Here is a 12425-nt window from a genome sequence, read left to right as displayed (position 1 = left end):
GCTGTGGGCACTGCTGCGCGACGGACGTGAATTCAGCCTCGACACACCCGCCCCGACGACTGCTGCGGCTTGACACGGTCATTGAGAGTCCTTTCGTCGCGAGACGCTCCGTCTCGTCGGATACCGTGCCAATCCGGCCGCGCCTTGTCAAGACGAGACGTTTCGTCTCGTACTCTGCTACCGTGACGGCATGCCCGAGACTCCCACCGCCGCGCGCCGCAGCGAGCGCTCCCGTGCGGCGATACTCGCCGCGACCGCCGAGCTGATCCGTGAGGTGTCCTACGCGAAACTGGGCATCGAGGCCATCGCCGCCCGCGCGGGCGTCGGCAAGCAGACGATCTACCGCTGGTGGCCGTCGAAGGGGGCGGTGGTGTTCGATGCCATGCTCGAAGCCGATTCGGGGCCGCAGGGTCCGGCGCTACCCGACACCGGCGACATCGCCGCCGATCTGCGCCAGTTGCTGCGCGGTTCGGTCGTCGCGCTGACCGATCCCGGGTCCGAATCCTTCCTCCGCGCGATGTACATCGAGATCCAGCAGGACGCCGAGTTGGGCGCCGCCTACCGTGAGCATCTGTTGCTGCCTCAGCGCACCGCCGTCGCCGACCGTTTGGCCGCCGCGGTCGCCACCGGTGAACTGCGCGCGGACCTCGACCTCGAGCTCGCCGTCGATCTGCTGCTCGGTCCGATGCAGATGCGGTGGTCGCTCGGGCTCGGTGGCCTCACCGAGGCCTACGCCGATGCCGCGCTCGACGCCGCGCTGGCCTATCTGCGCGCGTGAACCCTCCCGGTCTGCTCCGCCTTCAGGAAGCCCGCAGGGATTCGGCCTGCTTCTGGATGCCGTCGGTCATGCCCTCGAAACCCCGGCGCAGATTCTTGCCCAGCGATGCGACGACCACGGGATGCAGCCATCCGCCGAGTTCGAAATGGGATTCGTAGCGAGCGCGGTTGTCCGGAAGCGGCGTCACGGTATGGGAGCGCAGGCTGTGCAGCGCGCCCAGGGGCACGGGTTTCATCGCGTAACTCAGCTCGCGGCCCGGGGTGTGCGAGCGGATCCATTCCCGCTGCTTGCGCGGCTTCGAGCCGGAGACCTGGACGAGCATGTCGATCGGCTCGCCGGGCACCAGCGAACTGCGGCACTCCGTGACGAAGGGATTCCATTCGCCGTAGCGCGGGAAGTCGGTGATCACCTGCCACACCAGGTCGGCTGGGGCGTCGATGTCGGCAGCGAGGTCGATGACGAAGGCCATGGAGAAATTAGAACATGTTCTATGGCGGTTGCGGGTGAGTGGCGCGCCGAACAGCTCAGCACGAGCCCATCGCCGTCCCTTGGTCCGGGCCGTACCGGTGGCCGTGGCCCGGCGGAGCGTGCAGCGCGGCGAGCAGATCGGCGGTGGTCTGCGCGAAGCTGACCACCGGAAGCCATCGCGGAACCGGAGCGTCGACGCGGGCGCCGGTGAGGTCGGGCGCGCGCCACAGCTGGGAAAGCGACCAGTGGATCACCGGATCCGAGCTGTTGGCCAGCACGGTCGCGCCGGCGCGGTGGACATCGTTGGCCGGTGGGCCCGCCCAAAGAACCGCGCAGGTTCGGTCGTCCTGCTCGGCGTCGTCGGCGAAGACTGCGTTGCCGCCCAGAGCGCCCAGGCTCTGCCCGTACAGGTACAGCTTCGGCTTGTGCGCCAGGCTTCGGATGTGGCGCTCGACGGCGGTGAACAGGGCGCGAGCGGCCGTCACCGCCGATTCCCGGCCGAACACGAACGTCGCCCAGCTCGGGAGATAGGAGTATTGCAGCCCGACCAGCGCCACGTCACCGCCGAAGCGCCGATCGAACCCCGCCACGGCGTTCGCGTCGATCCAACCCGATCCGGTGGGCACCGTGACGACCAGGTGCGAGCGCGCGAAGCCGCCCGACCGTTCCAGTTCCCGGATCGCCAGCGCGACGCGGCTGTCCAGGTCGGGTGCGGAGGCCACCCCGACGTAGACCCGCACGGCGCGCACCGACGGGTCGCTCACGAATTTGCGCCCCTCGGCGCCCAGCGACGTCCAGCTCACCGCCGACTCCGCGCTACCCGATCCGGCGTGCGAAACCGGTCGCACCAGAGTGGGATCCAGCTCGGCGTTGGCCCGCGCGTACGCCGCCTCCCGCCATCCGACCACCGCGGGCACACCGACGAGATACAGCAGCACCGCCGCGACGGCGGCCAGCGAGACGCCCCGCGACCAGCCCAGTTTCCGCCAAGCCCAGGCGATCGAGCGGGTGGCGGCGGCGAACAGCCCGATGATCAGCGCCGCGCCGAGCGCGCAGCGCACCCAGTAGTCGGCGCCGATCGGCGGCGTGCCCATCGCGGCGCGCAGCCGGTTCTGCCAGTGTCCCGCGTTCGCCGCTGCTCCCACCACCAGCACCGATATCGCGATCAGCAGGGGCAGCCGCAGCCACGCATGGTGCCGATCGAAGTCGAAACCCCGTCGCCGCACGATGATTCGCAGCGTTGCGGCCACGCCGAGCGTCAGCGCCGCGAGGAGCCCGGTCAGCACGGCTTGCGCGCCCGGTGTGCGAGGGAGCAGACCCGGGGCCAACGACGCCAGTGTGCCGAGCCCGATGCCGAGTGTCGTGCCGATCCGCGGCGGTCGCACCTGGAATCGGAGACGGCGGTTCAGGAACGCCGTCATCGCCGCACCGTTGCCGCGACGGACGCGGGTGGCGGGCAATCCGCGAGTGCGGAGCCACGCCGCCGGTTGTGGACGACGAGAGCCGCGCTCAGACCGGCGATTCCGGCGGCGAGCACGCCGAGCAGCTTCCAGCTCGACGCCGAGCCGGACTCGGCGGCGTCGAACAGGGGCTCGACCACCGGTGCGCCGTAATCCTGCCGCCGCGAGTTCAGATCGACGGCGGTGTTCGCGATCGATGCCATCGCATCGCAGCGGGCGCGGGAGAACGGGTCCACGCGGGTGGCGCAGGCCTGGTGCATCTGCCGGTCCAGCGACGCGTCGAGGGCCTGCCGGGCCCACGGGCCCAACGGTTCGCCGCGCTGGTCGGCGTAGCGCAACAGGTCGTAGCCGAGGTCATGGGCCTTGCACGCGGTGTCGAACTCGGCGGGCAGCGTCACCGGGGACGAGCAGTCGCCGTCCGGATCGACCAGCAAACCGTCCACCGTGCTGGGCCGGTAACCGAATGACGCGACGAAGTCCGCCGGGATCGCGGTGAGCGCGTCGGGGCCACCGGCGGCCAGCTCGGCGACGGCGGCGCTCGCCTGCGGGCTCTCGATCGGCGCGGCCGCCGCGGCGGCCTGCGGGGCGGGGGAGAGGAAGACCGTCGCCGCCATGGTGGTCAGCGCGGTCGCGGTGAGCGCGGCGTAGCGTCGCGTGTGCGCGGTGACGGAAGAGGCTGCGGCGGAATGATTTCGGGCTCCTACGGCCGAAGCGAACCGGGTCTCGCGCCCGGCGCTGGTCGGTGTGCTCATGGCGACGACGTTAGGGGCCGGCTTTCCGGACCCACCTCACGCCCGGGGAGGTTTTGCCCGCCCTGCCGCCGGGTGAGCCGCCGCGCCGCCTCACACCGGGGTATCGGGGCGGAAATCACCCGTGGGTATGAGGCCGCGGTGAACTGGGAGTTCCTAGTGTCGTAGGCATGAACCGAGAAAGTCGCGACTGGACGCGACGGCTGGACGCGCGGACCTGGTTCGACCTGGGCACGGTGCTGGTCGCGCTGATCTGGTACGCGGTGGCCTGGCCGACCCTGCACCTGACCCACGCGGTGCCCGCCGCGGCGCAGCCGTTCATCGCGGCGCTCGCCGCGTTCCCGGTGCTGCTCGTCCGGGTCAACCCGGCGCTGGGCTGGGCCATCTCGGCGGGCTCCGCGCTGGTGATCGCGCTGGCGATCCCGCATCAGCCGAACAACGACCTGCCGTTCCAGGTCGTGCACGTGCTCTGTGTGCTGGTGCTGCTGTTCGCGGTGGCATTGCGCGCCCCGGGACAGATCGTGGCGGTGTCCTGGGCAGCGACCGCCCTGCTGTTCGCGACCACCATGCCCGGCGAGGGCGAAGCGTTCGCGAACGCCGCGTGGGGCTGGCCGATCGCGCTGGCCGCGCTGGTGCTGTTCGGACTGCTCGTCCGCTGGCTGGCGCTGTCGCGGCGGCAACTGGTGCGTCAGGAAGAGGAGAACGAACTCGAGCGCGCCCGCCGGGCGATTCTGGAGGAGAAGGCGCGCATCGCCCGCGATCTGCACGACGTCGTCGCCCACCACATGTCCTTGGTGGTGGTGCAGGCGCAGACCGCGCCGTACCGGGTCGAGGGCGTCACCCCGGCCGCGCGCGCCGAGTTCGAGTCGATCGGCGCCACGGCGCGCGAAGCGCTCAACGAGATCCGCGGCATGCTGGGTGTGCTGCGCAGCGACGGCCAGTTGCCCGAGCACGCGCCCCAGCCGAAGGCGGCCGACGTGATCGGCCTGTTCGAAGGCGCGCGCCGCGCTGGTGTCCGCATCGAGTGGACCGTCGAGGGTGCGCTGGACACGATCCCGGAGACCACCGGCCTCGCGTTGTTCCGCGTCGTGCAGGAATCACTGTCCAACGCCTCCCGGCACGCCCCGGGCGCGCCGGTCCAGGTGCGCATCGCCCGCGACGCGGAGCTGCTGCTCGACGTCGAGAACGAGCCGGGAGCCACGCCCGCCCGGACGGTCGGCAACGGCGGCCACGGCATCGCGGGTATGCAGGCGCGAGCGCTGGCCGTGGGCGGCGAGGTGACGGCGGCGCCGCGCGCGGACGGCGGATTCCGGGTCCACGCGCGCTTCCCGCTCGCCGTGCCGGAAGCCGCTGCTGTCGGTGCCGGCGCGGTGCCCGGCGAACCAGGACGCTGAGCAGCGCCGGGCGAGGAAGCGCGGTGCGCCGCGGGTTCCTGCGATGCCGATCGGAGGCAGCGACGGAAGGCAGGTGCTGCCGTTGCACACAGCACCCGAGGCTGCCGGGCACGACACCGAATCGGGAGTTGAGCGGTGTCGCGACAGCGCATCGGAGCAGACCGTGGCCGGCAGCGCCCGAGCGGCGATCAGACGAGCTGGCCTCGGACACGGGCCGAGCGTGCCCGTCGATGCAAAGTCGGCGCAGTCGGCCCTCGTATGCTCGTGGGTCTGGTCGGCGCGACGCCCGGTCGTACGGTGCAATTAGGGTGAGCTGGTGGCAATTACGGTGTTGATCGCCGACGACCAGGCGATGGTCCGTCAGGGGTTCGGGGCGCTGCTGGCCGCGCAGCCGGATATCAGCGTGGTGGGCGACGCGGCGGACGGCAAGGTCGCGGTGGCCGAGGCGAAGCGGCTGCGTCCGGACGTCGTGCTGATGGATGTGCGCATGCCGGAGATGAACGGGCTCGACGCGGCCCGCGCCATCCTGGCGGCCGGGTTCGACCCGCCGGTGCGCGTGCTGATGCTCACCACCTTCGACATCGACGACTACGTCTACGAGGCGCTGAGCCTCGGTGCCAGCGGGTTCCTGCTCAAGGACGCGCCCGCCGAGGAACTGGTCCGCGCGGTGCGGGTGGTCGCCGACGGTCAGGCGTTGCTCGCGCCCACGGTCACCCGCAGACTCATCGCCGATGTCACCCGCCGCCGCAGCGCTGCTCGCGCCAAGCCGTCGCCGCAGCTGTCCGCGCTGACTCCCCGGGAGCGGGAAGTGCTGGAACTGATCGCGAAAGGCATGTCGAACACCGAGATCGCCGAAACCCTGTTCGTGGCCGAGCAAACCGTGAAAACCCATGTCTCCAAGGTGTTCTCGAAGCTGAATCTGCGCGACCGGGCGCAAGCCGTGGTGCTGGCCTACGAAACCGGCCTGGTCACCCCGGGCTGAGCCGGATTCACATCGGCGGGCAGGACCCGCCGCGCAGTTCGTCGAGATGACGGCCGAGCATCCGCGCCATCCGGCTCAGGATGGTGGTGGAGTCGTCGAAGCTGCCGGAATCGGCCGTTGCCGCCAGCGCGACGGCGACCATGCCGGACCGCACCGGCACCAGGCCGAACTGGCGGACGGTGTAGACGCCGGTGTCGTCGTCGGGGCCCCAGCCGCCTTTGAAGGCCGTGCCCTCCAGGACGCCCAGACCCCAAGCCTGCTCGGGCGTTATCTTTGTCATCAGCTCGGTGACCTGGAACGACTCGGGCAGGCACGGCAGCCGGGAGGCGAAGCGGGCTTGATTGGCCAGCGTCCATTCGGTGCCGCCGAAGGAGGTGTAGTCCAGCGTGGTGCGCGGGCCCGCCACCCCGGTCGTGGCGTCGCCCGCCTCGTCGATCACGTCCTGCACCGCCTTGGCCGCTTCCAGCCCGTCGCCGAGCGATTGCCACAGCGCCTCGGCGGCGTCGTTGTCCGACCACGTGATAGCGGCCTCCACGTCGTGGATGATGCCCTCCTGGGGGTCGTGCCGCAACGCCGCGATCGCGAGCGGCACCTTGATCGTCGACCACGCGATGCCGGTGGCCCAGTCGCCGAAGACGGTCATCCGGCCGCCGCCGACGGGCATGATCGCCATGCCGACCTGTCCGCCCAGCTGCGGCTGCAACTGGGTGAAATCGGCGGCCAGCGAGTCGGGCATGGACACCGCGAGCCGTGGTCGCCACGCCCCCGCGGTGTCGACGACCACTGCTGGGGAATCGGTGTGGGCTCGATCACCCGGAAGCAGCGTGCACGAGGTCAGCGTGAGCAGCACCACCATCGCTCCCGCGCGTAGCGCAGAACGACACGTCGAAGCAGATCTCGTCGACCTCACCACCGAGTCCTCCCCACCACCGGTGACGCGTCGCGCTGTAGAACGGCGGTGCAAAATATCTCATCGGGCCCGTCCGATCGGTGACCGGACAGGAGACATCACCGCGGCGCGCGGCGGCGTCGACGGCACGATGTCTCGAACATAGTTTTGCCGATCTTCCCGGAGAATTCGAAACCCCGTGGCCACGGCGTCACCCGGTAGGCTCCAGGATCGGTAGGAAAGCGGTCACCTGAAGGGGGCGTGTTGCTCGACAGCGGTGCGGTGTTCGCCGGGTTCACCATAGAGAAGCTCCTCGGTCAGGGCGGCATGGGATCGGTGTATCTCGCCCGTCATCCCAGACTTCCTCGGCAGACCGCGCTCAAACTGCTCAACCGGGAGTTGTTCACCGACGTGGAGGTCCGGGCCCGCTTCGAGCGGGAGGCGGACCTGGCGGCGCAGTTGGACCATCCGAACATCGTCGCGGTGTACGACCGCGGTACCGAGGACGAGCAGCTGTGGATCTCCATGCAGTACGTCGACGGCGTCGACGCGGCCACGGTGAACCCGCAGAGCCTGCCGCCGGAGCGTGCCGTGCAGATCGTCGAAGGCGTCGCGTCCGCCCTGGACTACGCGCACGGGATGGGGGTGCTGCACCGCGACGTCAAGCCGGCGAACATCATGCTGGCCCGCGCGGTGGGCGGCCACGGTGAACGGGTCTTCCTCACCGATTTCGGTATCGCCCGGCTGCGTGAGGATTCCACCCACCTGACCCAGACCGGCATGTTCACCGCGACGCTGGCCTACGCCTCGCCCGAGCAGATGACCGGGGCCCACCTGGACCACCGCTCCGATCAGTACTCGCTGGCGTGCGCGCTGTATTGGTTGCTGACCGGCGTCGCCCCGTTCGACGCGCCAGCACCCGCCGACATCATCCGCGGCCACCTCCAGTTGCCGCCGCCCTCCGTCGCGGCCCGGCGCGCCGGTCTGTCGCCCGCGCTGGACGCGGTGATCGCCAAGGCCATGGCGAAGCGACCCGACGACCGATACGTCTCCTGCGTCGAATTCGCCTCGGCCGCACGGCGAGCGCTCACCGAGCCCGCTCCGACGGTGGTGGCCGCGCAGTACCAACCGCAGCCCGCGCCCACCGTCCTCGCGCAACCGGCCTATCCCGGGCCGGAGGCGAGTCCGCCAACCTACGTCCCCACCGCCTCCGCCCCTGGCTATACCGCTCCACCGCAGTACAACCCGAATCCCATGAGCGGCCAGCAGTTCTCGGCGTCCAATGGCTATGCCGCGGCGGCTCCGCAGCCGAGTTACCCTGCGCCGCCGCCTTCCGCTCCGGCACCGATCGCCTATCCGCCCCACCAGCCGAATTATCCTTCGCAGGGCCGCTCCAATACCGGCCTGATCGTGACCATCGTCCTGGTGATCGTGGCGCTGCTGGTCGGCATCGGCATCGTCGTCGCGAAGGTCGGATTCTCGAATTCCGCGTCGCCGCTGGACCTCCCCACCAAGACGCCGTCGGGCCCGTCCGCCGCGGACAAGCTCGCCGAAGCGTTCCCCAAGCTGCTGCCGCAAGGCGTCGATACGAAATACGACATCGGCTCCGGCCCCGGATATCGCGGCAAGACCTGCTTCCTCGGCACCGCCAAGCCGGGCGGCAAGGTGTCCAGCGCCAACGGCGTACCCGACTTCCCGAACTGGGCGACGGCCTGGAACTGCTGGGGCACACCGATCGACGAGCCCGACTACGTCCTCATCGGCTTCAAGTCGTCCGCCGACGCCCAGGCCGCGGTGCGGGACCTGCCGTCGAATACCGCGACGACCGAACGCAACAACGGCGAGTCGTATTCGACCTACCGGTGGCAGGAGAAGGCGAGCGGACTGCCGGACGGCTATCTCGTCGTCGACTTCGCCCACGACCCGGCCCGGTCGAACTACCTGCTGTTCGCCACGGTGACCCTCACCGACAGCATGCCGAACTCCGGGTTCGGCATCACCTCGGCGAAATTCAAGACCTGGTTCGCCGACCTGCCGCTGTGAACCCGGAGTCTCAGTCGACGGCAAGCGCCTCCACGATGGGCAGCCGGGCCGCCCGCAACGCGGGTGGAATCGACCCGAGCAGCGCCAGCGCCAGCGCGATCACGGCGTAGACCAGCAGCATCGGGCTCGGCCGGTAGGCGACGTCGATGGTCAGGGCATGTCCGATGGCGACCGTGCCCAGGAACTGCACCGACGCGCCGAGCGCCAGACCCAGCACCGCGCCGACGATCCCGATACCGGCGGCCTCGGCCAGCACCGAGCGCATCAGGAACTTGCGCCCGGTGCCCATGGCACGCAGTACGCCGAGTTCCCTGCGGCGCTCCAGCACCGAGAGCATCAACGTGTTGAGCAACGCGACCGTGGCGACCAGCACCACGATCCAGAGAATGGCGTTGCTCATCGCCATGCCCTGCCGGATGCTCGACGAAGCGGCCACCACCGTGTCCGCGCCGGTGTCCACGTTCAACTCCGGCGGCACCACTTGCCGTATCGCCGCGAACACCGCCGCGCGGTCGGCGCCGGGCGCGATGTCGACCGCGATGACCGTCTCCCCGGGCCGCTCGTACCAGTTGCGCATCAGGTTCAGGTCCATCATCACCACGCCGGCGATGGCGGAGAAGTACGGAATCACCTGCAACACACGCACGGTGTGGGGGCCGGTCGGGGTCGGCAGGGTGAGTTCCGCGCCCGCGCCGACGCCGAGTGAGCGCGCCACGTCGCGCGAGATGGCCACGCCTTCCCCGGCCGACAGCCGGGCGACCGATTCGTCGGTGAGCATGCGCATCCGCGTTTCCCTGGCGTCGGGCGGAAACCCTTGCAGCATCACGCGACTGCCGCCCAGCGTGGCGAAGGCCATCTGCGCCGGGCTGAGATGCGCGACGCCGGGCACCGCCGCGAGCTTGCCCGCCAGATCCGCGGGCAGCAGCGGCCCGGTCGGGAACTGCGCCATCGAGGCGGGGCTGACGTAGACGTCGTTGCGGGCCAGATCGGTGAAAGTGACCGTGGCCGAGTCGATCATGTTGCTGGATGCGCCGCTCATGCCGACGGTGGCCCCGACACCGATCATCACCGTCATCGCCGTCGCCCACACGCGCCGCGGTGCACGCTCCAGCGTGGTCGCGCCCAGTGCGCCGGGAGCGCGGAACCAGCGCGCGATCCCCGCCGCGGCCCGCACGATCGGGCCGGTCGCGGCGAAACAGATCAGGATCGCGGCGATGAACGACATCGAGATCGCGGTCAGCGAGTAGCGGCCGAGATCGCTGCTCGCGATCAGCACCGCCGCCCCGGCCAGCCCGCCACCCGCGATGACGGCGAGCCAGCGCAGCAGCGGGCTCGCGGTGTCGGTCCGGCCCGCTCCGACCGGAGCCAGCGCCTCGATGGGCTGGACCTTGTACACCTGGCGGGCGGCGAGGGAGGCCGCGAGCACGCTGGTGAACACGCAGGCCACGACGGCGAACGGAATCACGTACCAGGGCACCGAGTATTCGGTGCGCGCCTCCACGGACTGCACGATCGCGGTGGGCAGTGTGCCGATCGCGATGCTGCCCATGAACACACCCAGCGCCGCGCCGACCGCGCCGCCGAGCACGCCGAGCAGCGCCGCCTCGGCCAGCAGGTCGCGCACCATCGGGCCGCGCTTGCCGCCGATCGCGCGCAGCAGCGAGAGCATCGGCCTGCGCTGGGCGATCGCCATGCTCATCGCGTTGTAGATGAGAAACGCCGAGACGATCAGCGCGGCCGCCGACGCCATGGTGGTGGAGTAGCGGACGATCTGCACCGCGCCGCCCGCCTGCGCGGTGCGCAGACTCGGCTCGGCCACCACCGCGCGGCCGGCCACCGCGTCGGTGAGTGCCGCGCGCACCTGGCCGAGATCGGCGCCATGAGCGGGAATGATCTGCACCGAGTCCAGCCGCCCGGTCCGGTCCGTGATCGTCTGCGCGAGCCCGAGCGGGGCGGCGATGAGGTGGCCGTCGTTGAGTTTCCGGGAGGTCTCCGCGTCGAGGACACCCGCGACCGTGACCGTCGTGCCGCCCAGCGCGAACCGCTCGCCCTCGGCGCGGCCGAGCCCGGTGCCCACCAGCACCCCATTGGGCACCGAGAGCAGCTTCCCCGTGAAAGCGCTCATCGGAGCGGTCAATTCGCTGCCCAGCGCGCCGATGTTCGAGTCGGCGCCGATCAGCAGCGCGCGGTCGGCGCCGGTGCCGATCTGCGCCCGCAGCATCGGCACCGCCACCGCGACGCCGGGTGTGGTCGCGATCCGCCGCAGCAATTGCTGGTCGAATCCCGCGTCGGTGATCCCGCTGACCTCCAGCTGCGCCTTCCCGCCAAGGCCGCGGGTCAGTCTGTCCACCGAGCCGGTGACCGAGCCGGAGATGCTCAGCACCGCCACCAGCAGCGACGCCGACACGCCCATCACGATCAGCGACATGAAGGTGCGGCCGCGATGGGCGAGCAGCTCGCCGATATTGAACAGCCGCAGACGATCCCACGCCGCGCCGATCATGCTGTTTCCCTTCTCGCCCGCATGTCCACGCAGCGCCGCCGACCGTTCACGCGTTGACCGTCCGCTCGACCTTGTCGTTGGACCCGATCCGGCCGTCGCGCAGGGTGATCACACGGTCGCAGTAGGTCACCGCGCCCATGTCGTGGGTCACCATCACCACCGAACTGCCCGATGCGGCGATCTCCCCGAGCAACTCGAGAATGGCGGCGCCGGTCTTGGAGTCGAGATTGCCGGTGGGCTCGTCGGCCAGGATCAGTGGCGGGTCCATGATCAACGCCCGCGCCACCGCCACCCGCTGCATCTGCCCGCCGGACAATTCGGCTGGGCGGTGTTCGGCCCGCGCCGCCAAGCCCACTCGGTCGAGCAACTCCAGGGCGCGCGGCTTGGCCTTGCGCAAACCCGTGCCGTCCAGCAGTTTCGGTATCGCCACGTTCTCCCACGCCGAGAGCGTGGGCAGCAGGTTGAAGAATTGGAAGACGAATCCCACCTGGTGACGCCGGAATTCCGACTGCTGCTCCTCGTCCAGCAAGCCGATCTCTTCGCCCCGGAACCGGATCGAGCCCGCGTCGGGACTGTCCAGCGCGCCGAGCAGATGCAACAGGGTGCTCTTGCCGGAACCGGACGGCCCGATGATCGAGGTGAATTCCCCTGTCTCGATGCGCAATGCGACGTCGTCGAGTGCGCGGACCGCCTGGCCGCCGACCCGATACTCCTTCGTCACGCCCGATAGTTCCAGCATTGCCGGTTCCGGCATCGTCGTCCCCCGCTCCGTATGGTCGATCAAAGTTCTTCGTTCCTCATCGCGCGTTACCGCGCCATGGCCTCCGACGCGAGTTTGCGGCGACGATACTGTGCGTCGAGCACCGCGCGCAGCACCGGCTGCTCGGCCGCCAGTTCGAGATAGGCCTCCATCGCCGTCGATCCCTGATCGAGTTTCGCGGCGAAGTGGAGATTCCACCGGTAGCGCAATGTGAGCAGGAGCCCGTCCTCGCCGCCGAACAGCCGATCCAGATCGGGGAGTCCCGTGAACAGGTCGGGATCGGCCGGGTCGAGCGCCGCGCGGGTGAGTACGGTGTGCACGATGTCGGTTCGAGCGTGCTGATCCGTCCAGGACATGGCCATCGCCTTCCTCTGTGAATACCGCCAACGCTACGGACGC

At 70.1% G+C, this 12425-nt stretch carries 11 protein-coding genes; 4 read left to right on the top strand and 7 right to left on the bottom strand.

What is annotated here, in order from left to right:
• The first annotated feature begins 190 nt into the window (after window positions 1–190).
• The gene (locus ACWEH3_RS31750) at window positions 191–778 is read left to right on the top strand and encodes a TetR/AcrR family transcriptional regulator (protein WP_450026710.1); all 588 of its coding nucleotides are present in this window, start codon (window positions 191–193) and stop codon (window positions 776–778) included.
• Between the two features lie 22 nt (window positions 779–800).
• On the opposite strand, the gene ACWEH3_RS31745 is transcribed toward ACWEH3_RS31750, so the two are convergent.
• From ACWEH3_RS31745 to ACWEH3_RS31735, 3 genes are read right to left on the bottom strand one after another with little or no spacing between them, the layout of a single operon-like run.
• Window positions 801–1247, bottom strand: a complete 447-nt coding sequence (locus tag ACWEH3_RS31745; RefSeq protein ID WP_450026708.1) for an SRPBCC family protein — start codon at window positions 1245–1247, stop codon at window positions 801–803.
• Between the two features lie 55 nt (window positions 1248–1302).
• Entirely contained in the window at window positions 1303–2667 is a 1365-nt protein-coding gene (locus ACWEH3_RS31740; protein WP_450026706.1) for an alpha/beta-hydrolase family protein, read from the bottom strand.
• A complete protein-coding gene (locus tag ACWEH3_RS31735) occupies window positions 2664–3458 on the bottom strand; it encodes a hypothetical protein (protein ID WP_452358451.1) in 795 nt (264 codons plus the stop codon). The genes ACWEH3_RS31740 and ACWEH3_RS31735 overlap by 4 nt, the downstream gene beginning before the upstream one ends.
• 167 nt (window positions 3459–3625) lie before the next feature.
• On the opposite strand from ACWEH3_RS31735, the gene ACWEH3_RS31730 reads away from it, so the two are divergent.
• Window positions 3626–4849 (top strand): sensor histidine kinase, encoded by a 1224-nt coding sequence (locus ACWEH3_RS31730; RefSeq protein WP_452358450.1) that lies wholly within the window; start codon window positions 3626–3628, stop codon window positions 4847–4849.
• Window positions 4850–5165: 316 nt separating this feature from the next.
• On the top strand, window positions 5166–5831 hold the full coding sequence (locus tag ACWEH3_RS31725; protein ID WP_450025720.1) for a response regulator: 666 nt from the start codon (window positions 5166–5168) through the stop codon (window positions 5829–5831).
• A gap of 7 nt (window positions 5832–5838) precedes the next feature.
• Here the strand turns inward: ACWEH3_RS31725 and ACWEH3_RS31720 are convergent, their stop codons facing one another.
• On the bottom strand, window positions 5839–6687 hold the full coding sequence (locus ACWEH3_RS31720) for a hypothetical protein (protein ID WP_450025722.1): 849 nt from the start codon (window positions 6685–6687) through the stop codon (window positions 5839–5841).
• 294 nt (window positions 6688–6981) lie between these two features.
• Here ACWEH3_RS31720 and ACWEH3_RS31715 point away from each other — a divergent pair, with 294 nt between their 5' ends.
• Entirely contained in the window at window positions 6982–8763 is a 1782-nt protein-coding gene (locus tag ACWEH3_RS31715; RefSeq protein WP_450025724.1) for a protein kinase domain-containing protein, read from the top strand.
• A 10-nt stretch (window positions 8764–8773) separates the two neighbouring features.
• Here ACWEH3_RS31715 and ACWEH3_RS31710 read toward each other — a convergent pair whose 3' ends face one another.
• Genes ACWEH3_RS31710 through ACWEH3_RS31700 form a run of 3 tightly spaced genes read right to left on the bottom strand, consistent with a single transcriptional unit; the run spans window position 8774 to window position 12382 of the window.
• On the bottom strand, window positions 8774–11266 hold the full coding sequence (locus ACWEH3_RS31710) for an FtsX-like permease family protein (RefSeq protein ID WP_450025726.1): 2493 nt from the start codon (window positions 11264–11266) through the stop codon (window positions 8774–8776).
• Window positions 11267–11312: 46 nt separating this feature from the next.
• A complete protein-coding gene (locus tag ACWEH3_RS31705) occupies window positions 11313–12020 on the bottom strand; it encodes an ABC transporter ATP-binding protein (protein ID WP_450025728.1) in 708 nt (235 codons plus the stop codon).
• 53 nt (window positions 12021–12073) lie between these two features.
• Window positions 12074–12382 (bottom strand): hypothetical protein, encoded by a 309-nt coding sequence (locus ACWEH3_RS31700; protein WP_450025730.1) that lies wholly within the window; start codon window positions 12380–12382, stop codon window positions 12074–12076.
• Window positions 12383–12425 lie beyond the last annotated feature (43 nt).

The organism is Nocardia sp. NPDC004718 (genome assembly GCF_053601535.1).
The sequence above is the reverse complement of the archived record's forward strand: the minus strand, read 5'-3'. Positions and strand labels throughout refer to the sequence as shown.